We start from the raw sequence: 20,528 nt of genomic DNA on the forward strand, positions 1-20,528 counted from the left end.
ACTTGGGCCATCAGAGCTCGGATAGAAGAATGGGGAACCGGATCGTTTAAACGCAAACTCAATCAACAACCACCCCAACACAACAGTCACTTGACAGCAGCAAACATTTCATAGAAGTGGACGAGGCAACGAGTCCTCCAGCACGGGACTCGTTGCCTCGTCCACTACCAAAGTCGTCACTTGGTGTTCACGCGATGCTAAGTCGATAATTAACGAGTAATTGCAAATTGCAAACATTAATAACACGGGCCGGGAAATGAAGCTTTGTACTACATTTGCACTTGCCATGTTGTGCATGTCGTCTGTCACGTACGGCCAGATGCCGCCCGGTTGGATTGAGTTTGATACTCAAAACAGCCTTTCTGCGAGCAGTGAACCGTCCAATCCCTATCCCAGTCCAAACTGGGATCCTTGGCAAGAACCACAGGCTGGCGCGGCATCCAGTGCCGGACCGGGAGGCAGCGCGGCTACCGAAGAAGGTGGTGGCGCGGGAGATGCCGTTAATCCCGGCGCGCCGTTGTCCCAGATTCAATTTCAAAATGTGTTTGTCCCCGAGTCCTATGAGGCATCCGGCTATTCCAACCAGTTTATTGTCCAACCTGTGTTTTCGGTCAATCGAAAACCGGGATCCTTTTTCGAATACCACGTGGTTCGCCCCACGCTGCCAATTCTCGAACCCAATCCAGACCCGGATGGTCCTATCGGAGAGATTGGAGGGATTGGCGATTTGACGTTGATCGATGTCTACGTTCACGAAACGAAAAAGAAGGGGCTGATCTGGGGTGCCGGCCCTGTCATCAATTTTCCGACCTCCAGCAATCGCCAAACCGGATTGGGCGAATGGCAATTGGGGCCTACTTTCGCAGTGGTGGATTCGTCCAAAAAGAATTGGGTGTTTGCGGCGTTGTTCGAAGCGCCTTTTTCCCTGGAAAGCGACGCCTACAATATCTTGTTTAATCCAGGTGTGACACGTCTATTACCCAATGATTCCTAGATTGGCACGGGTGACCTGCTGATGAAGTTGGACGACCAGGACGGGAACTACAACATTCCACTCAGCTTTCGTGTTGGCAAAGTTTTTAAGTTCGGCAAGCAACCGATCAATATCTTTATTCAACCCCAATACACACCGAGTGGATTCACTTCTCAAGCTTCAGCAGCACAATACGGCCTCAAGCTAAATTGCACTTTCCTGTTGCCCGGTGCTGAGTTTGGTTATTCGAAAGAGAAAGCCGCCAAGCGATGTGGTCGGCATTGTCACGGCTGCCGCCATTGTCGCTGAGATTTGGGATTTTAGGTGAGCTGTTCGGCGATGACTCCAAGCTTCTGCAGGCCGATGATGACGAGCTGAACGGCCAGCGAACACAATAGCAGGCCAATGATCCGCAACGTCACCTTCAACGCGGCGGGAGGCACTTTGCCGAGAATCTTCTCAGCCGCCAGCAGGAACAGGACGTTAATCAGCATGATAGCGAGCACCAGACCGAGCAGCAGCGCCGTTCCACTGATCCCTGGCAGCGTCGCTTCAATAGACACGATGGCGACCAGGCCTTGGGGAGACGCCATCAACGGCACGGCCAGCGGATAGGTGGCAATTTCGATCGAGGGCGGTTGCGATGGGCTGTCCGTTTCTTTTTGCTTATCTTCGCCAATCACCATCGGCAGTGCGAATGCGAACAGGATGAGTCCACCGGCGATCAACAGTGCAGGAATCGAAATCTTCAACGCGCCGAGAATGACTGATCCCAGCACGACAAAGATACAGCAGACGATGGCGGAAACGAGCACCGTTCTGAGGGCGATCTGTCGCTTCAGCTTAGCATCGGCGGACTTCGTCATCCCCACGAAAACGATCGCAGCACGAGTCGGCCCAATGGTAGCGAGCAACAGGATAGCGATACTTGCGATGTCCATATTCGTCAACCAGACGGACTGGCGAGCTTATTTTGGAAAAATGCAGCCAACAAATTTTGAGGCGTCCAGCGGGTCTTGAAAATTCGCTTTGCGCTTATTCATGAAGGCGTCGGCTCCCTCGCGGAGGTCCTGTGTACGCTGTAGCACATCGAGCACGTCAAGCAGCTTCGCGATTGCCTGCTCCTCGGGCAAGTAGATGCCATACCGCAACGCCTGCTTGGCGGCACAAATGGCCTGCTTAGGAGCGTTTGCAAGCCTTGCAGCAATTTCTTGCGCGTGTGCGAGCACCTCGCCCTTAGGCTTAATGTGATTGGCGTAGCCCCACGCGAGCGCTTGTTGCGCATCGATCATATCGCCCAGTAAAAACAACTCACTGGCGCGGCCAAAACCGATACGCCGTGTTATGCGCACTGAGCCTCCACTGCCGGGTATGGCGCCAAGGTTTATTTCGGGTACGCCAAATTTTGAATTTTCGGCGACTACGATGATGTCGGCGCCGGCTGCGAGTTCCATGCCGCCGCCCAGCGCATAGCCTTCAATGGCCGCGACTGTGGGTTTCGGGAAATTGGCGAATTTGGTGAATGTTTCGTTCTCAGGAGCGAGCTTGCGAGACACGACGGCACCATCCGCCAAGAGTCCGGGAAATTCCTTGATGTCGGAGCCGGTGCCGAAAGCGCGGTCACCGTCGCCTGTGAGTACAATCGCCCCTATCGCTGGGTCAGCCTCCAGGCTGGTCAAGGCCTCGTCCAACTCTCGTCTCATGTCCAGTGTCATCACGTTCATCGGCGGATTAACCAGGAACACGGTTGCCACGCCGCCATCGATCTCCACGCGTACTTTTTGGTCACTCATCTTTTTCTTCCTCTAGTAGATATAAGTCGTATGTGAGCTACACGCCGATCGTTTTAGCTTCTTGTGAACACTGGGTGTCTTTTCTCTACAAACGCTTTGGTTCCTTCCGCCTTATCATTAGAACTAGCAACTACTCCAAAGACTGATGCTTCCTGGTGGATGCCATCTTTATTTGACATGTCATTTCCAGCATTCATGACCTGCTTTGCACTTGCGACGGCAAGTGGACCATTTCTTCCTATAACCTTTAAACACTCAACTGCTGCTTCCAGGCAGCTTGCTTTATCATCTGTGACTTTATTCACCAATCCCCACTCATAGGCTTTATCAACGTCGATAAAAGTGCCCGAATAGATCAGCTCTTTTGCCCGGTTTCGACCAATGTATTTTGGAAGTCTTTGGGTTCCACCAAAAGCAGGTAACACACCCCATTTCACCTCAGGCTGTCCAAAAACTGCTTGCTTCGAAGCATAAATGAAATCGCATGACATTGCCATTTCACATCCACCGCCGAGCGCAAAGCCTTGAACACAGGCAATCAGAGGCAGGGCCAAGTCTTCCATGGCCAAGGTGACGGCCTGTCCTGTTTCAGCAAAGACTTGTGTTTCTTCCGGAGTCATTTCAGACATCGCAGATATATCTGCACCTGCCATAAAAGCTTTCTCTCCAACACTTGTTAGAATAGCGCCTTTATACTTTGAAACATCGATACTCTTTATCGCATCCAACATTTCATCCAACACCGTTTTATTTAGTGCATTCAGCTTGTCAGGCCTGTTTATTTCTAGATAGAAAATATTATCTTTTTCAAATGTATTAATCGTTTTGTAGCTAGTGCTCATGTCTTTCCGTCTTTCTTAATTGCTGTCTAATTGTTTGTCGTATTTTTGTTTTTCTGCTGGCTTAATCTGATCTCAGATTTCCTCCAGCCGCGTCTGCGGCTGGAGGTATCAATTGCAATCATCCTCGCTGGACGATCAATCGTGACCCGAGTGCTACGCCGTGACTTATGTCAAACAGCGCACTCATTCGGCGCTCTTACTGCCATCTGCGGCCAAACCAAGTTCGCCAAGGATCTCTTCGGTGTGCTCACCGAGCTGTGGCGACATTACTCTCATAGTCACAGGAGCGTCACTGATATGAACAGGGCAACCAACGATAGTCATTTTGCCAAGAATCGGGTGATCAATATCCATTAGCATATTGTTAATCTTTGTTTGCGGATCCTCCAGTGCTTCACTCAATTTCCGGACCGGGGAACAAAGTACATCCTGCCCTTCAAAACGTGCCAAAGCTTCTTCCTTTGTGTATTTGGCAATTTCATTGCGGAGTGTATCCTGGATAATCTTTTTGTTTTTGATTTGAGAAGCCATATCTGGGTAAGGTATGGTAAGATCATCTATTTCCAATGCAACGCACATAGCCTGTAACGGGTTGGGCATAAACGCACCAATCACCACAATTGGTCCATCCGTAGCATCGTAGTGACCAGCGAGTGGCATTGCTGCCCAGTTCAGCACTTGTTTGTACTTATCCCAGTAGGCCGCTTCCTGACATTGCGTATGAATCATCGAATCATAAAGACACACATCCACTTTTCGACCAAGGCCGGTTTTTTCACGCCCAATCAACGCGGCCATAATGCCCTGACAGAGATGCATACCTCCGGTATAATCACAGATAGCTGTTGGATAAATCGATGGTGGAATTGAAGGGTCCGCGGTTACAGCCATGACACCTGACATGGCTTGGGCCACCATATCCTGCCCGGGTCTTTCGGCATATGGTCCGACAGGACCGTAGCCTGTTGCGGACGCAAAAACAATGCGTGGATTGATCTCTTTAAGCTTCTCATAGCTGAAGCCGAGCTTATCCATCACGCCAGGGCGAAAATTGTTTACGACCACATCCGACACTTTGACGAGTTCATAAATAACCTTCTTTCCTGCTTCGCTTTTCGTATCAAGTTCCATCGAACGCTTGTTGCGATTCATGGCTACAAACGTTGGATTGTTCGTTGCCTCTATAGAGGTCCCGCCAACGGTATGCCGACTCAGATCACCTACGCCTGGGCGCTCGATCTTGATCACATCGGCACCAAAATCAGCGAGCTGTAGAGTACCAATGGGGCCCTGCTCAGCCTGTGTGAAATCTATAACGCGAATTCCGTCTAACGGAAGGTTTGAAGTATCAGGCATGTGTATGCGTCCTTAGATTGAGAGTTGGGATTAATGTCTTCTGTTAAACACTTCAGCCGTCTGAAGCAGTTTGTAAAAACGATGGAAAATGGGCCGTTTGGGCGATAGCCCCGGTTGCGTCGGAACCGTGGCTATCGCCAAGACGGCTCAAAACTATCGCTGACTTCATGCCTACGTCTTCTGTAATACCGGGTGAGCGAGCAGATTCAGCGGTAACCTTAGGCTTGGGTTTCGTAGTAAAGTATCCATTCGCAGTATAGCGCTGGCTTTTCCTCACCTTCAATTTCAACGGTCAAAGCAGTGATGAACTTGCAGTTGTGTTCATCCTTCCAAATAGCATCCTTAACCTCTCCGTGGATGCGCACCCGCTTACCAGTGTGTACCGGGGCCAGGAAACGAATCTTGTCATACCCATAGTTGAACCCATGTGGCATGTGCTCAGGCACTGGAAAGTGATCCATAATGTAAGGCGTCAACCCCAGCGTCAGTAAGCCGTGAGCAATGGTTCCACCCATGTCAGTTTTTTTCGCTTTTTCGGGATCAACATGCATGAAGTAGTTATCGCCTGTGCAGTGGGCGAATTCGTTGATGCGTTCCTGCGTAACTTCATACCATTCGGTTGGTTCAACTTTGGTTCCAATGAAATTGACTAACTCTTCTTTTTTTACGATTTTGTTTGTCATCGTTGTTCTCTTTTTTGAAAGTAGATCATCTTGCTAAAGCAACTGTTTTTCTGCAAAAGTTTGGAGTTCGGTTTCTTGATGGATCACAATCTTCCTTCGGCACCGGTTGTCTCCAACTAATTCTGCACAGGACAGAGTGGCTCACCCTGAGACATCAGCCTACGGGTCTCGATGGAGTCCTGTCAGCGCACCGAAGGCCGGTTGCGCTTTTTGCATATTGATTTCTGAACTTCGAGCCTTCCCCTGAAGATGCTTATCGGACTTGGAGCCCAGGGCGGGGCTTGAATCTCCTACCCACAGATTCTCTTCCCCAGTGCAATCCGCATGTCGATGATCATCATCTACGCGTCCGACAGCCCGAGAAATTCCTGTACGGTACCCACCTTGAATCCGGCTTTCTCGAGCTTCGATTTTCGCCCCTTGCTCAATGCCATTGTTTCATCCTCATCACCCATCGTGCGTCAAAGCCTGTCGTAGACTGAAAGCCGTTTTCGGCAGAGGCGAAGAATCTCGACTGGCGTCTTTTGTGTCATCACATTAGTTTGATGTTATTATCACTGATTGTGTAGCCTCGACTTGGCGCAGAAGGCCTTGGCGTGGTTTTTGGCGAGTGAAATGGAGATGACGAATATGTTCGATGACGATGCGTCCAGCCTCGCGCGGCTGTGCGACACCGGCCTATCCCTAGACTCACAGCGAGTCGCCCTCATCCAGGGCGAGCGGTCGATGACGTATGCAGAGCTCGAGCAGCGCATCAATCGGGTCGCCAATGGGCTGATCTCGCTCGGAGTCGAGCGGTCCGAGCGCGTCCTCGTCATCTTCGAGAACGACATCCGCTTCCCCGAAGTCCTGCTCGGTATCGTCAGGGCCGGCGCCGTAGCGGTCCCGGTCAACTTCAAGTTCAAGCCGCCGCAGCACATCGACCTGGCTCGAGACTGTGGGAGTCGCATCGTCTTCGGCAGCGCCGGGACGGCCGATTCCGTCCTCGCCTGCCTGGCCGACGGGGTTGCCCAGGTCGGTATCGTCTTCGATGCCGACCGGGGTCCGCTTCGAGGCTATGACGACTGGCTGGCCTCGTCGTCGCCCGAACGCTGCGATCATGGGTCGGCCGGCAGCGACGTCTGCATCCAGGCGTACACCTCGGGCTCGACCGGACGGCCCAAGGGGGTTCTGCTCTCGCACCGAGGCCTACTGCGTAACGTTCAGCTCCAAGCGGCGTCCAACCGGATCGACGAGAACTCACGGGTATTGTTGTCGACGCCGCTCTTCCACATGAACGCCACTGCCGCGGGGCTCCTCCCGTGCCTGAGCCAGGGCGGCTCGGTGGTCATTCTCAAGGAGTTCGACGCGGAGCGCGTGATCGATGCGATTGAGACGCACGGCTGCACGTACACCACCGGTGTACCGGCCACCTACAAGCTGATTCTGGCGGCCGCGCGGCAAAGAACGCACGTGGATGCCTCCAGCCTCGAGTTCATCGCAGTGGGATCTGCTCCCATGACACGCGCGCTTCTCGACGAACTGGTCCAGACCATGCCTGGTGTCGATGTGATCGAAGGGTACGGGCTGACGGAGTCTGGGCCCATCATCACCCTCAACCCACGCGGCCGAAACAAGCTGGGCACGATCGGTCCCGCTCTTCCGGGCTTCGAGTGCAAGGTCATCGACTCCGACGGGAACATGTTGCCACAGGGAGAGGCGGGGGAACTTGTCGTGCGGAGCGAGTGCAACGCCCTCGGCTATTACAATCGGCCGGACGCCCAGGCGGAGCGCTTCCGGGACGGCTGGGTCTATACCGGGGATATGGTGTCGTGCGACCCCGACGGCTGGTTCACTTTCAGGGGGCGCGTCGACGACCAGATGAACGTGGGAGGCGAGAACGTCTTCCCGGCCGAAGTCGAGAACATCCTCGCCACTCATCCGGAAGTGCGGGACGTCTGTGTCGTTCCTGTCCCCCACGAGGTGAAGGGCCAGGTTCCGGTGGCCTTCGTCGTGCGCAACGTCGGGTCGAACCTCGGCGAGAAGGAACTCATCGATTACTACATAGCGCGCGGACCCGCGTACTCCCATCCGCGCCATATCTACTTCATCGACGAGATGCCGCTCTTGGCGACCGAGAAAACCGACCTGCAGGCTCTTGCAAAGCAGGCTCTTGCAAAGCAGGCTCGCGAGCCAGGCCCATGAACGGGGCCCTCTCCCCTCGCCGGCTGACTTGCCATAGCGAGTGCTTATCGGACTTGGAGCCCGGGACGGGGCTTGAATCGCCTATCACCACGTTACAGGAGCTCCGATCGCAATGGCCGAATTAAGCAACCGCCCTCCCCTGCAAAGGATTCGAGTGTGCGGCTTCGGTCATGCGGTACCGCCACAGGCGCAGACGAATGACGCCGTCGAACGCGATCTGGAGTTGCCAGCGGGGTGGATCGCAAAGCGTACGGGAATCGATCAGCGTCGCGTCGTCATGCCGGATCAAGCCACTTCGGATCTGGCGATCGCCTCGGCTCAACACTCACTGCGACAGGCCGATCAAGCACCCGGCGAAATTCGGGCCTTGGTCCTGGCAACCAGCACACCCGATCATCTGTTACCCCCCACCGCTCCGCGTGTGGCGGCTGAGCTTGGATGTGGTGCCATTCCTGCCTTCGATATGGCGGTTGCCTGTTCCGGCTTTGTTTATGGATTGGTCGTTGCGGAGGGACTGGCACGTTCACTTAACGGACCGGTGCTGTTGATCGCCGCGAACGTCCTCAGCAAGCGGGTCAACCGCCGCGATCCTGCAACGGTCGCGCTATTCGCAGATGCCGCCGGTTCCGTCATTCTGACCCCCTTTCCAGCCGCTGCAGCGGAAGCGACCAAGACACCGACGGAACCCGAAGAAACCTCACTGCCCACGGGGATCTTGGCCAGTCATCTTGAATCATCCGGGGAAGGCTGGAACAAATTGTTAATCCCTGCGGGCGGTTCGCGGCAACCCTTTGACGCCACGTCTTTCAAGCAGCAGCAACACCTGATGGAGATCCGCGATGGACGAGCCGTTTATCGTTATGCGGTCGAACGCATGGTAGGTTGTGCCGAACACGTGCTGGCAGCCGCTCAGTTATCTAGCGACCAAGTCGACTGGTGGATCCCTCACCAGGCGAGCGGGCGGGTGATTGACGAAGTAACACGGCAATTGCGAGTCTCCCCTCAACGCGTCGTCAACGTTGTGAAACAATATGGCAACAGTTCCGCAGCGACGATCCCGCTCGCTTGTTCGCTGTGGCAGGAGTCAGGAAAGCTACGTGAAGGTCAAACGGTGGTGCTAACAGCTGCGGGCGCTGGCTTGACTGCCGGCGCGGTGGTCCTGCGGACCTGAACTCCCAGCGCGGGTCCAAGAACAAGATTGCAGGGTCGCCGTCGTCCGGTCGAGAGCCAGTCCGAAACCTCCATGGGATTGTCGGACGGCCAAAATCCCGCGTCCGCTACGTTGTGCTGCAGCGACGAATCGTTCAGCTTCACACGCCTTGCGAGACGGAGATTTGCTCGTCGTTGAAATCGAAAACAGGATTTCGGACAGGCTTCAAGCCAACCAACCAACCCACTCACTCATTCTACTACAACGCCGAGATCAATCCCGGGTTCCACCTGACCGGTGACATTCAAGTCATCGAAACCGAAATTGCTTCGCAAGACACGGCACTCGACCTCAGGCCCCTGGTAGCGGTGCTTGCTGCAGTCGTCACGGCAATTGGAATGCTGAACTTGCGAAGCAACGAAATCTTCTGCGTGATCCCATTGCCAACCGCGAGAACCAAGATCGCCAGGATAATGATGTCCGAACCTTTGACGACAATCTCATTCATTCGCTATTCCTCAGCAGAAGCGTGCAGACGTGACCATTCTTGCATCCCGGTGAAAAAGGACGTGCGTAGACGGCCAGCGACTTCTATTCTCCTCCAAACACGGTACGCCACAATTGGACGGGATCCCGGATTTTCCGACACCAGCACCGACGATCCCGCCCACGATTGCCGCTGTCGTGTCGGCGTCACCGCCGCACTGGATGATCGTGGTGACCGCTTGCCGGAGGTCCTTCGGATGAAGCCCAGGACGATCGAAGCGACCATCGGCTATCTCGAAGGTCAGTGGGCCGATATGCGGTACACATAGGATCGTGAGTTCTACGATGCGAGGGATCGACGGTTTTCGTAGCGATCCAATTTGGGGCAACGCGACCGCTCGCGTCGTACACCTTCATGTCGATCGGCTTGCAGGTCTGATCGGTGCGGGCACGTTGATTGGCGACGAAGCCACGAACCTGCTCGTCGAGCAACCGGGAACCAAGCGTGCGAGCGAGATCGTGCGTCTCGGTGCCCACTACGACACCATTTCCTCAACACTTGCTGCCGATGACAACACATCGGCAGTTTCGGTCATGCTGACGCCCCAGACGACGCCGTCGTGATTCCGATCAGGATCAACGCCACAGAGTCGGCCACCGGGTGCCTCAAGCAGCAGGCCGAAAATCGCTTCGGTGTCACGCACCTCCTGCAGTTCTGGGATCACCCAAAATGCCGAGGTTGGTCCAACCTCCTGCAGTTGAGGGTGCGAGGGCGGAGTTCCTTTAGGGCAACGTGTTCGCCGTTAGTCTCCGCATACACTTCAGCGATTGATTTCGCGTGGATGTCCGACCAACGTATTGGCGCGCAGTTGATTTCAGGGGATCTCTGCATCGAAGACTGGCAGTGACGAGTCCGCTAATCGAAAAGAAACTCGATGGTGAATCGGAGTTCATATTCGGGGTCCTTGGACTTCCTGGCGACGTAATCGAACATCTGCATTTGTAGTCCCAATCTGTGACCGCGGCGATCAAAGATGCGTCGCAGGCCACCCACGAGCGGCACGGTCCAGTCGTCGCCTTTGGCGGCGTGCCATGAATGGCTCAAACCAAGCGGTATGTAGACGAGGTTCCATTTCTCCGACAATTCATACAGAAAGAACGGAGCTTCGTTTCACTCTCCCTCCGGGAGAGCCGGACGTTTGAACGGCCGGAGAGGGCCTTTCCACAAGCAGAAACTCGAATGACTAACCATCTGGATTGCCCCTCTCCTCGCTTAACGCTCGACTCGCCCCAGTTCCATCAACTCCGCCGCCACCATCGCCAGACGCTGAGTGACTTCGTTTTTGGGTCCCGTCGTCACCTGATGCAGTGTGACGATATCCTCGATCTGGGTCGCGTCGGAGTCGATGGTCCACTTTCGCGAGTCAAGCGGCAACCGAATCTGGGTAGACTCCAACGAGTACTCACCCTCTTGACTGACTTCATCTGACAAGTCCGGCATCACCAGTTGCAGTCCTTCGTCACATTGCTTGGAAGTGAGGACTTCGTGTTGAACGACTTTGATCGGGTCGACAACCAACACCGCGCCTGTGGGCTACTGTTCAATACGAAAGCCAATGTGAACGTGCTGAATGTCAATCACCGACTCCGTTTCCCGCTCGCGAAAGAGTAACGAGTCATCTTTGATCACAACCGCAACGGTTGGCCCCGATCGCCGCCCTGGGCTGAGACATCAGTCACCGTCGAAATTCGATTCCAATGCCTGCGTATCCCTTATGTCCGATGGGTACCAAGCGGTATTGCACGGATGATCGATTCGTCAAATCCGTGGCTTCGACTGCCAAATGCGCAATCCACCAACCCAAGAGTGCCTGCGAGAGATAGTGTTTGTCGTCGTAGATTCGTGAGTAGCCGGTAATCCCAGATCCGATCACTAAAGCAGTTTTCAACAGTCGATTGTCGGTATGCTTTGCGGCAACCAAGAAGGGAACCGCGCCGACAAACGCGTGGCCGCTGACGCCGTTGGAATCGTCAAAGGGTCTCCATTTTGAACCCCGGAATTCGTTAGGACGCGAGGCGCCAATAAGAACTTGGAGTGTTCCCGTCGCCGTCGCCCCAGCAAAAAGCGCGCGTCCGGTTTGGGCTCCCCAAGCATTCAACTTTCGTCCCACGCGCCGCCTCCCCTCATCCGGTTCTTGTTCGAGGCATTCGCCTAGGCTCCAGGCGGCAACCACCAGCGGGACCGTTACCCAAACATCCCCAAGGTGCCGCCCGATTTCGAAAGCATTGGGATCACTAACAGCATGATCTTGGAATGAATCACGAAATCGCTGGTCAAGACTCGTATTGGCGAGAATCGCATGCATCCCAATTCCGAGACCCAATAACGCAAGCCCTCTGCCAGAATGGAAGTTCCGATAGTCACTGTAGATATCGCCTGAAACCCGCCACGCGGGTTGATAGAAACAGTCATCAAGAAGTCGCTCGTCATTCTCGCAAACGTTCTCAGTGGTCCATGGACGGCGAACGTTCCAGAGCGTCCACAGACGCGGCGCGATGAACTCCTCGTCAATGCAGCCAAGCCCAAATCGGCATTTCGCGGAATGAGATCGTCGATTCCGGTGGATCGTCAACGGTCCAAAGGACAGGTCGTGCCGCGCCGAACAGTCACACGAAACACAATCCCGATTTTCATGGAGTCCATCGCAAACACAGTCCGAGATTCCGCAGGTCAGGCACGTCGTCTCCGTCGCGTCCCAAGATCCAGCACGGAACGGATCTCCAAGCGCGAGAGCTTGGCATGTAAGTGCGCCGCATAGGGCAACGATTAGGATCAGGGACTTCGAACGGAGCATACCGAGGGGTTTTTCTGCAGGAACCTTTTTTCTGGTACCACTTCCCCCCTTGCTGGTATCACTTTCTCCTTCGCTGAACAAGGCCAATCACTGCTAACTTGATCGCGTGTTCACCAAATGCCGCTTTGTCCAAAAGCGAACTGTTTCACGAGCAAAGCGGCGCTGCCCAGCGAAGCATCCGAGTGAGACGCCTGTACTCTTCCAGGTTCCCAAATGCTAGCTCGGGACGAGTCCTCCGTCCACAATGCGGACGCGAGTAACTAACGAGCAGAATACTCTTTCACGCAGCAGAATGGCGATCAAAGAACTCTGATCGCGGCGAAGATGCATCGATGGAGTGGGTTGCCTCCGGCCTGTTTGGACATCCCTAATCGAGAAGATACTCGATGGTGAACCTGAGTTCGTATTCGGGATCCTTGGACTTCCTGGAAACGTAATCGAACATCTGAGTGGTCAGAGCCAACTTTCGATTCCCGCAATCGAATTCGCGTCGCAGTCCACCCCCGAGCGGCACAGTCCAGTCATCTCCCTTCTTTGCGTCCCATGAATGGCTCATGCCGAGTGGGATGAAGACGGCATCCCATTTCTTATTCAATTCATAAAGGATGAACGGCTTGCCAAAGAGCTGATTGACTCGTTTGGCGGACGAATCACCACCAAATCCCCAGGATTGCCAGAGGAAAAATCCGGCGGTCAGCCGGCCTTTCTCGGTGCTGAAGTGAGCTCCAGGCCCGGCCGTGTATTGGTTGCTGCCAAGAAGGTCGTCACTCGCCGTCGGAAAGGTAATCACCGTTCCCAAACCCAAGTGCGTATTCTTTTCGTGAGACCCGCGAGGAGAAAAGAAGAAGCCAGACAGGACATCGCCGAATCCCGAGGAGCGGACGTTGGCGGTCGTACCGCCATCAGCGAAGTTGGTGGGACCAAGTTTGATCGTTGATGGAAGGTCGGTAACGTTCATCACCGTCCGGTTTTCCATCTCCAGCCAGCCGAGATCTGTGATCGAGGCGAACTCGAATTCGTTGTAGGACGCCGCTTTGTCGTCAAGGTACGAAAACGTCGGGTAGATGTTGAACTCGGTCAGTTTGAATCGAGAGCCGCAACTCTTTCCGCCAAAGCATTGGTGCGATGCATCACTGCATGACATTCCGTCACATGCCATTGCATCGCATGACATCCCGTCGCACGGGTCGCTGGCACAGCATGACATTCCGTCACATGCCATTGCATCGCATGACATCCCGTCGCACGGGTCGCTGGCACAGCATGAAGTCATGGAAAGGTCATCGCCATGAAATCCCGCCAGCGATAAACTGACGGGTAGAGAATCCTGCGCACGACTTGTCCCAGACAGAATGAATACGGAGAACAGAAACAGGGTGGCATGACAAGCTTGGTACCACATTGATTTGACTCGCATTCCTTGCGCATTTCGATCTAACAACGGTTTGTTTGGAGAGATCGGGTCGCTGTGTACAGCTTGCCTAGAAAATGTTTGAAAGTTCAGAATGTGAGGCGCGTTCTGAAATGGTAGATCATCGCATCATTCGACACGCTCGGCGCGATGTAGTCCGTTTCACGATAACTCACCTCGAAATCCAGCTGGAAGGAGTCTGTCACGTTCCACATCCAATTCGTCCAAACCACCGTATTGCGTGACTTTTGCCCGGCAATGGGTGCGCCCGTACTGTCCAGGATTCGACCGAGATCCTGGTTGTTCGGGTCGTCTGTTCCGTAACCAATGTGCCAAAACAAACGATCAGCCGGCTTGCACCAAACTTCGGCAAAACCACCGACGGTAGCGATCGGCTCACCATTCTCTGGATTAAGACTTTGTCCAATGGCAGCGTTGTAGGTGCCGATCGCTTCACCGGTGAATGCCTCGAAACTGGCACCCCATCGACCCAAATCGATTAGGCCGTCGATAGAAACTCCCCAAGTGTTGCTGACGTTGCGATCATTGAGTCCGATCGCGCGAGTCTCGCCAATCACGCCTGCGACGCCAATTTCAAACGGCGACTCTCCCGCTTTGAATTCTCCCAGCCCAAGCAGCAGGCGGCCTTCGATGTTTGGCCAACCATTGTCGGTGCCAATCGCGCCCGGATCGTTCGTAAAGTCAGTGACCACCTGCTGTGAGATCGCTCCCATCGTCGTCCAGCGAACGTTATCTGCGACTTGGATAAACCGGTCGACACGCAACTGCCCACGAAAAGCGGCAATATTTCCGGCTTGCAAGTTACCGCCAAAATTGACGGTTGTCGGAGTTCGGGCACCGAAGATGTCGGGCGCCACGCCAAAGCCGAAACGCCAATCCTCGTTGACGAGTTGACCGTAGGCACGTAGCAGAAATGGCGTTGACTGGTTGAGTATAGGGCGGTCGCCGAGAAAGTTGATCAGAACATTGCCACCGGATTGCAACGCCCCGACCTTCGGGCCCTTAATGTCGACGCCCAGTGCAGTCGTTTGGCCATGCACCGTGAATTGCTTCTCGTCGGTGCCGATGTCATTGTTGACGAATAGAATAAACGGACGTGCGCTGATGGCTGAACTCGCGGCAATCACTTCACCAGTCAGATAACCATAGGGTGTGATCTGCCAAGGTCCCTTTTTCCAGGCGAGTGAATCGAGTGCCGCTGACGACGCGATCGGTCGATACGCCTGGTCCTGACAACCACGGACTTGTTGTGCGTCAGCGTTGCCACTATCCAGCATCAGCCAATCATCGCACGGTGTCACGCACTGGACCAAGTCATGGTCCGTCGACGGATCCACAAGCGTTTGACCTTGGCATGGATGCCAGAGGATCATCGAGTTGACGATCAACAAGAACGGTAGAGCAAGATGACCTTTCAATTTTGTTCGATCAACATGCATTCCAGCCCAATCTTGGGTCATTCAGTTTCCGCTTGTGGATCTGCCACATCTCAATTACCCTGATCTAGTCAACAAATCTGGTTGAAATTCACTAGGCATCCAGGGACGTTTATCGGGGAAGTGCAATCGGTTCCTGCGAAAATACCGGCTGGTTCGCTAGTGCTTGCCCAATCGGAATAGGTTCGCGTGATGACAGCAAACCGACTAAGCTGCATCACCTCGATGGATTGATTCTGTTCCTGAGGGTTATGGCTTCATGGGGTGTGAAATTGGAATATTGCGCCGCAGTGCGAGGTCACGACAATGAACTTTTTGGAAATTGCCCAGTACATGGCATGTGCCGTGTTTCTGACGATTGCTGTGATTCACTGGCTCGTTTGGTTACGAGCGCATCGCGAGATCGTCCACTTGCTCTTTGCGGTTACATCCGCCGCTGCGGGCGCGAATGCGATCGCCGAAGCCGTCATGTATCGCGCCGATTCAATCGACGCGATGTCTTCCGCTTTGCGATGGTACGTGGCAACATCGGGATGCTGGGCTGTCGCCACCGTTTGTTTCATCGTTTCCTACACGTCGATCGGACGAATAGGAAGGTACGTCGCAGCGACGATTGTGGCTGCCTGTTTGATCGCGATGGTGCTTAACGTCTTCTCGCCGGCAAGCTTTCTGTACACTGAGCTCACCGGTTTGCGTGAAATCACGCTGCCCTGGGGAGAACGTCTTTGGCTTGCAATTGGCGAAGACAACCCATGGCGGCTAGCCTCCGAACTGGCGTTTGTAGTGATCATCGGTTTGGTCGCGGACGGTTGCTACCACCTTTGGCAGCGCGAGGAGCGCCGACGCGCAATCATTTTTGCGGCAGCGGTTATGGTCTTCATGCTTTGCTTCGGAACACACGCATTCTTTGTCGACACAGGTCGTCTTGATTCTCCCTATCTTTCGACCTATGGATTCTTAGCTCTCGTCGGTTTTACCAGCTATGACCTGGCGGGCGAAGTCATGCGGACGTCAGAGCTTTCGTCCAAACTTGCGCAGAGGGAATCTGACCTGCGCACTGCTGTGGCCGACGAGCGCAACCGCATCGCGGGAGAGCTACACGATAGCGTCACTCAGACATTGTTCTCAACCGCAGCCATCGCCGACGCCCTACCAGAAGTGTGGCGACGCAAACCCGATGAGGCGATGCGCGGGCTGGAAGAACTAAAGCATTTGACCAGAGGCGCGCTGGCGGAGATGCGGACGCTGCTGCTGGAGCTCCATCCTGCAACGTTGCTGGAAAAGGACCTGGAAACCCTACTTCGGCAGTTGGCCGATTCCATGACCGAAAGAACGCGAATTCCGATTCAACTGGAAATCGATGGCAAGATGCACTTTCCCGAGGAAGTTCAGATCGCCTTCTATCGGGTTGCCCAAGAGTCGCTCAATAACATCTCCCGGCATGCTCACGCGACGAAGGTTTGGCTAAGCTTGGTCTGTGACGCCCCGAATGCAACGCTGACGATACGCGACGATGGAAGTGGATTCGAGGTCGCCACAGATGCAGCCGGGATGGGCTTGGCAATCATGCGTGAACGGGTCGCAGCCATTGCAGGTGAGTTGAACGTGCATTCGGAATCAAAGCGGGGAACGACCATCACATTGCGTTGGAACCGTCATTCAAGAATCGGTGGCGATGATGACAACTGATTCCGATACGATTCGCGTTGCCTCCGTCGACGACAACGAGATCCTGCGTGGCGGGATCCGTTTTTTGATGCTGGCGTTCGACGATCTCGATTGGGTTGGCGAAGCACCTGGCGGCGAAGATGCCATCCGCTTGTGCCAGGAAGTCAATCCCGATGTGCTACTGGTGGACATGAAGATGCCCGGCTTGGACGGAATCGAAACCACCGCAGCAATCAAGCGGGCATGTCCCGAAGTCAACGTGTTGATTCTGACCAGTTTTCATGATCCCGATCTTGTCCGTCGCGCGATGCGAGCCGGCGCGATCGGCTATGTATTGAAGGATGCGAGCAAGGAAGAGTTGGCAGCCGCGATTCGTTCGGCCTGCGCCGGCCAAACGACGATTTGCGAGGAGGCCGCAAACGATCTGTTGGTCGATCCGGTTGACTTGGCGGTCGAGCTAACGGATCGGGAACGCGAAGTGCTCGCGCTATTGGTCAAAGGCATGAGCAACAAAGCGATCGCCAAGCAACTGCACCGCAGTCCGTTCACGGTGCGTCATCACGTCAGTCAGCTGATCAATAAGTTGGACGCTGCCAACCGCGCCGAAGTTGCCGCGATCGCAGTGGCGCGTGGCTTGGTCCGGTGACATCAGTACTTGAGACGCCCAAAGGCTGTGCACCAACAAAACGCTGGTGTTCAGGCTTTAGCCGCCTTTGTTACTTCGTCCCGAAGCCGACTCGTAGTACATCTGTACCATGTCAGAATAGGTCAAATGTCGGATTGATTACGCACTGACGCGCCCTAAAACAAGATCCGCCGAGATGGTTGGTTCACGTTGACGCGATTCGGCAGGTGGGAAACGGACAGTGATGCGAATTGTGATCGCCTCGGAAGAAAGCACGACACGGGCCGCGATCGGCATGTTGATCGCCGCGCAGCCTGATTTTGAGCTCGCCGGCGAAGTCGCTGACATCACGGATTTGCTGTTGACCGTCAAGACCGAGCGGCCTGACTTGGTGGTACTCGATTGGGACGTACTGGGAAAACGGATCGATACCCTGCAAGCACTACTGGAGTTATTTGATGCGCCTCCCCTGATCATCGCGCTGAGCGTTCACGAAGAGGCCCGTGCTGCTGCGTTCGACTCTGGCGTTGCAGGCTTTGCCTATAAGGGAGCTCCGCCGTCGCAACTGCTGGAAACAATTCGCGAAGCCCAACGAGCGAGATAAGACATGGTCGGTTTCATACCGAACGAGCACAACGCACTTTCCGAAGTAAGCAATGTCGGCTGCAAGGCGGTTGTCGAAATCGTCTCCTCCGGTCAAGTATTACACGTCAAGGTGGCCGGAAATATCGAATCGATGACTGGCAGCGTCATTGGCGTCGCGGTTGACCGTCAGGTCCGGCAGCACGGCAGGGTCTGCGTGCTGTTCGAAATCCATCAGTACGATGGCTGCGAAGCAATCGCGCTGTGGCAAGACAATACAAATAAGTTCAAAGTTCAATCCATCGACCACGCTCAACTTGATGAAGCGAAGATCTGGTTGGGACGTCAAGCTGCATCTTGCTCCCATGCTCGCCGCACCAAGAAATCACGATGACAACCAAAGCGACCGCAAGACCGCCGAACAGAACGAAGAGAGGGACCTCGACATCACAACTGTATTTACTTCGTTGCTCAAAATGAAAGAGGCAAAACTTATGACGACTAAAAAACATCGCGGCTTGCTCGCCATCGTGGCGGTCACCATGACCGTCAGCCTGATGGTTGGTACACCTGATGAAGCATCAGCCCAGCAGAAAAATCCGAACATTCTGGTGATCATGGGGGATGATATCGGGACCTGGAACCTCAGCTATATCAACCGCGGAATGATGGGCTATAAGACGCCCAATATCGACCGTATCGCCAAGGAGGGAGTTTCCTTCACTGACTACTACGCACAGCAAAGCTGCACCGCAGGTCGGGCGGCGTTCATCACGGGACAGAACCCGATGCGCACCGGTTTGACCAAGGTGGGTTTGCCGGGCGCACGCGTGGGACTTCAGAAGGAAGATCCGACGATCGCCGATTTGCTCAAGCCGCTCGGCTACGTTTCAGGACAGTTCGGCAAGAACCACCTGGGCGACCGCAACGAGTTTCTGCCGACCGCTCACGGCTTCGATGAGTTTTTCGGCAACCTCTACCACTTGAACTCGGAAGAGGAGCCCGAGGATCCGGATTACCCGAAATATCCAGGCTTCAAGGAGAAGTTCGGCCCGCGTGGCGTGCTTCACAGCTACGCCACCGACAAGGACGATCCGACCGAGCAGCCCCGTTGGGGACGCGTGGGCAAGCAAACGATCGAAGACACCGGGCCGCTGACATCGAAGCGCATGGAAACGGTGGACGACGAGTTTCTCGCCGCGACACAGAAGTTCATCAACAAGGCCCATGAAGACGAAAAGCCATTCTTTGTCTGGTTCAACCCGTCGCGGATGCACTTCTACACGCACATCCGCCCCGAGCACAAAGGCATCTCTGGTCCCAACGGGAACTTCTATTCCGATGGCATGGTCGAGCTAGACAACATGGTCGGCTCCCTTTTGGACCAGCTCGACAAATTGGGGATCGCTGACAACACCATCGTCATCAACTCGACGGACAATGGCCCTCACTACAGCGAGTGGCCCGACGGTGGGAATACTCCGTTCCGCAGCGAGAAAAACACCAACTGGGAGGGTGCCTATCGAGTTCCCTGCGAAGTGCGTTGGCCCGGCAAGATCCCGGCGGGTTCCGTTTCCAACGGCATTGTCGCTCACCAGGACTGGTTGCCGACCTTGCTGGCCGCAGCAGGCGCCCCTGACATTAACGAGAAACTCCTCAAAGGCCACAAGATCGGCGACACGACCTACAAAGTGCGCATCGACGGCTACAACGTCCTCCCGCATATCACCGGCAAAGAGAAGGGCAGTCCGCGCCGTTTGTTCATCTACCCGACAGACGGCGGCGAGGTCGCCGCCATTCGCTATGACGATTGGAAACTCGTCTACATGGAGCAGCGAGCAAGAACAACGACGGTCTGGAGAGAGCCTTTGATCACCCTTCGCGCCCCCCTATTGTTCAACCTCCGGCGAGATCCATTCGAGCGCGCTAATACGGATTCAAACCAGTACAATCACTGGTGGGCGGTGAAGATGGGCAATATGAAGCCGGCCGGTGTGGTCGCTGCGGCGTTCTTCGAGACCTTTAAGGAGTTTCCGCCCCGCCAGAAGCCAGAGTCGTGGAATCTCAGCGAGATCATGGACCGGATTCAGGCCAAGCCGTCCAACAACTAGGTTGCGTTTCCGAATCCTTGCGCCGCGCCCGGGATTCCACCGGGCATGGCGTTTCCCAAAATCTGCCATCGAGAATGAACCAGGGAGTTTCAGCGTCGACAAGATCATCAAAAACATGGAGGCCACTCGGTCGTCTGGTGGCAAGTAGCCGCAAGCTTCCGTTGATTGTCGCGGAGGAAACCCGCCGAAAGCTGACATCGGTAGCTGAAGCCCAGACGCAAAAAGCACTGACCAGTACGGACTACTTATATCGCGCTGCCGCCGGATGGCAGTCGATGTATGTGAACACACCAGCCGAGGCGTACTATCCCGCCGTTTAAACCGATGCAGATGACGAAACACTCGACGGATC

General features: G+C 54.7%; 21 protein-coding genes and 1 pseudogene. 11 read left to right on the forward strand and 11 right to left on the reverse strand.

The genetic code is table 11. The features are described 5' to 3' along the window. Positions 1 to 256: 256 nt before the first annotated feature. Positions 257 to 994: a hypothetical protein gene (locus Poly41_RS32110; protein ID WP_146531470.1), complete on the forward strand. Its 738-nt coding sequence runs from the start codon at positions 257 to 259 to the stop codon at positions 992 to 994. A gap of 21 nt (positions 995 to 1,015) precedes the next feature. Further along, complete coding sequence (locus tag Poly41_RS32115) at positions 1,016 to 1,282, forward strand: hypothetical protein (RefSeq protein ID WP_146531471.1); 267 nt, start codon at positions 1,016 to 1,018, stop codon at positions 1,280 to 1,282. Positions 1,283 to 1,293: 11 nt separating this feature from the next. Here Poly41_RS32115 and Poly41_RS32120 read toward each other — a convergent pair whose 3' ends face one another. From Poly41_RS32120 to Poly41_RS32140, 5 genes are all read right to left on the reverse strand, one after another. Then, positions 1,294 to 1,914: a MarC family protein gene (locus Poly41_RS32120; protein WP_146531472.1), complete on the reverse strand. Its 621-nt coding sequence runs from the start codon at positions 1,912 to 1,914 to the stop codon at positions 1,294 to 1,296. 27 nt (positions 1,915 to 1,941) lie between these two features. After that, entirely contained in the window at positions 1,942 to 2,766 is an 825-nt protein-coding gene (locus Poly41_RS32125) for an enoyl-CoA hydratase/isomerase family protein (protein ID WP_146531473.1), read from the reverse strand. 53 nt (positions 2,767 to 2,819) lie between these two features. Further along, complete coding sequence (locus Poly41_RS32130; protein WP_146531474.1) at positions 2,820 to 3,608, reverse strand: enoyl-CoA hydratase/isomerase family protein; 789 nt, start codon at positions 3,606 to 3,608, stop codon at positions 2,820 to 2,822. Between the two features lie 183 nt (positions 3,609 to 3,791). Next, the gene (locus tag Poly41_RS32135) at positions 3,792 to 4,964 is read right to left on the reverse strand and encodes a CaiB/BaiF CoA transferase family protein (RefSeq protein ID WP_146531475.1); all 1,173 of its coding nucleotides are present in this window, start codon (positions 4,962 to 4,964) and stop codon (positions 3,792 to 3,794) included. 218 nt (positions 4,965 to 5,182) lie between these two features. Beyond that, positions 5,183 to 5,647 carry a MaoC family dehydratase gene (locus Poly41_RS32140; protein ID WP_146531476.1) on the reverse strand — a complete coding sequence of 155 codons (465 nt, stop codon included), beginning with the start codon at positions 5,645 to 5,647 and terminating at the stop codon, positions 5,183 to 5,185. 630 nt (positions 5,648 to 6,277) lie between these two features. On the opposite strand from Poly41_RS32140, the gene Poly41_RS32145 reads away from it, so the two are divergent. Both Poly41_RS32145 and Poly41_RS32150 read left to right on the forward strand, forming a co-directional pair. Beyond that, entirely contained in the window at positions 6,278 to 7,831 is a 1,554-nt protein-coding gene (locus tag Poly41_RS32145; RefSeq protein ID WP_197231933.1) for a class I adenylate-forming enzyme family protein, read from the forward strand. 112 nt (positions 7,832 to 7,943) lie between these two features. Continuing rightward, a complete protein-coding gene (locus tag Poly41_RS32150) occupies positions 7,944 to 9,002 on the forward strand; it encodes a beta-ketoacyl-ACP synthase 3 (protein WP_146531478.1) in 1,059 nt (352 codons plus the stop codon). A gap of 283 nt (positions 9,003 to 9,285) precedes the next feature. Here the strand turns inward: Poly41_RS32150 and Poly41_RS35305 are convergent, their stop codons facing one another. After that, positions 9,286 to 9,489, reverse strand: a complete 204-nt coding sequence (locus tag Poly41_RS35305) for a hypothetical protein (RefSeq protein WP_231616123.1) — start codon at positions 9,487 to 9,489, stop codon at positions 9,286 to 9,288. A gap of 115 nt (positions 9,490 to 9,604) precedes the next feature. Continuing rightward, positions 9,605 to 9,724: pseudogene (locus Poly41_RS35310) on the reverse strand (ADP-ribosylglycohydrolase family protein); the annotation flags it as partial. A 76-nt stretch (positions 9,725 to 9,800) separates the two neighbouring features. Between Poly41_RS35310 and Poly41_RS32160 the strand changes: the two are divergent. Then, positions 9,801 to 10,091, forward strand: a complete 291-nt coding sequence (locus tag Poly41_RS32160) for a M28 family peptidase (RefSeq protein WP_390621515.1) — start codon at positions 9,801 to 9,803, stop codon at positions 10,089 to 10,091. Between the two features lie 649 nt (positions 10,092 to 10,740). On the opposite strand, the gene Poly41_RS32165 is transcribed toward Poly41_RS32160, so the two are convergent. The 4 genes from Poly41_RS32165 to Poly41_RS32180 form a co-directional block, all read right to left on the reverse strand. Further along, positions 10,741 to 11,049 (reverse strand): hypothetical protein, encoded by a 309-nt coding sequence (locus Poly41_RS32165; protein ID WP_146531479.1) that lies wholly within the window; start codon positions 11,047 to 11,049, stop codon positions 10,741 to 10,743. A 154-nt stretch (positions 11,050 to 11,203) separates the two neighbouring features. After that, positions 11,204 to 12,100 carry a phosphatase PAP2 family protein gene (locus Poly41_RS32170; protein ID WP_197231935.1) on the reverse strand — a complete coding sequence of 299 codons (897 nt, stop codon included), beginning with the start codon at positions 12,098 to 12,100 and terminating at the stop codon, positions 11,204 to 11,206. A 589-nt stretch (positions 12,101 to 12,689) separates the two neighbouring features. Next, positions 12,690 to 13,739 (reverse strand): transporter, encoded by a 1,050-nt coding sequence (locus Poly41_RS32175; protein ID WP_146531481.1) that lies wholly within the window; start codon positions 13,737 to 13,739, stop codon positions 12,690 to 12,692. 83 nt (positions 13,740 to 13,822) lie between these two features. Then, positions 13,823 to 15,214 (reverse strand): hypothetical protein, encoded by a 1,392-nt coding sequence (locus tag Poly41_RS32180; protein WP_146531482.1) that lies wholly within the window; start codon positions 15,212 to 15,214, stop codon positions 13,823 to 13,825. A 282-nt stretch (positions 15,215 to 15,496) separates the two neighbouring features. On the opposite strand from Poly41_RS32180, the gene Poly41_RS32185 reads away from it, so the two are divergent. The 6 genes from Poly41_RS32185 to Poly41_RS32210 all read left to right on the forward strand — a co-directional run bounded on the left by Poly41_RS32185 (position 15,497) and on the right by Poly41_RS32210 (position 20,496). Further along, positions 15,497 to 16,879, forward strand: coding sequence for a sensor histidine kinase (locus Poly41_RS32185; RefSeq protein WP_146531483.1), 1,383 nt, complete (start codon positions 15,497 to 15,499; stop codon positions 16,877 to 16,879). Then, complete coding sequence (locus Poly41_RS32190) at positions 16,866 to 17,504, forward strand: response regulator (protein ID WP_146531484.1); 639 nt, start codon at positions 16,866 to 16,868, stop codon at positions 17,502 to 17,504. The genes Poly41_RS32185 and Poly41_RS32190 overlap by 14 nt, the downstream gene beginning before the upstream one ends. A gap of 223 nt (positions 17,505 to 17,727) precedes the next feature. After that, the gene (locus tag Poly41_RS32195) at positions 17,728 to 18,087 is read left to right on the forward strand and encodes a response regulator (RefSeq protein WP_197231937.1); all 360 of its coding nucleotides are present in this window, start codon (positions 17,728 to 17,730) and stop codon (positions 18,085 to 18,087) included. Positions 18,088 to 18,090: 3 nt separating this feature from the next. Further along, on the forward strand, positions 18,091 to 18,459 hold the full coding sequence (locus tag Poly41_RS32200; RefSeq protein WP_146531486.1) for a hypothetical protein: 369 nt from the start codon (positions 18,091 to 18,093) through the stop codon (positions 18,457 to 18,459). Positions 18,460 to 18,607: 148 nt separating this feature from the next. Then, positions 18,608 to 20,176, forward strand: coding sequence for an arylsulfatase (locus Poly41_RS32205; RefSeq protein ID WP_390621516.1), 1,569 nt, complete (start codon positions 18,608 to 18,610; stop codon positions 20,174 to 20,176). A 137-nt stretch (positions 20,177 to 20,313) separates the two neighbouring features. Then, a complete protein-coding gene (locus Poly41_RS32210) occupies positions 20,314 to 20,496 on the forward strand; it encodes a hypothetical protein (RefSeq protein ID WP_146531487.1) in 183 nt (60 codons plus the stop codon). Positions 20,497 to 20,528: the final 32 nt, after the last annotated feature.

Origin of the sequence: Novipirellula artificiosorum (genome assembly GCF_007860135.1) — a bacterium.
GTDB classification, from domain to species: Bacteria; Planctomycetota; Planctomycetia; order Pirellulales; family Pirellulaceae; genus Novipirellula_A; species Novipirellula_A artificiosorum.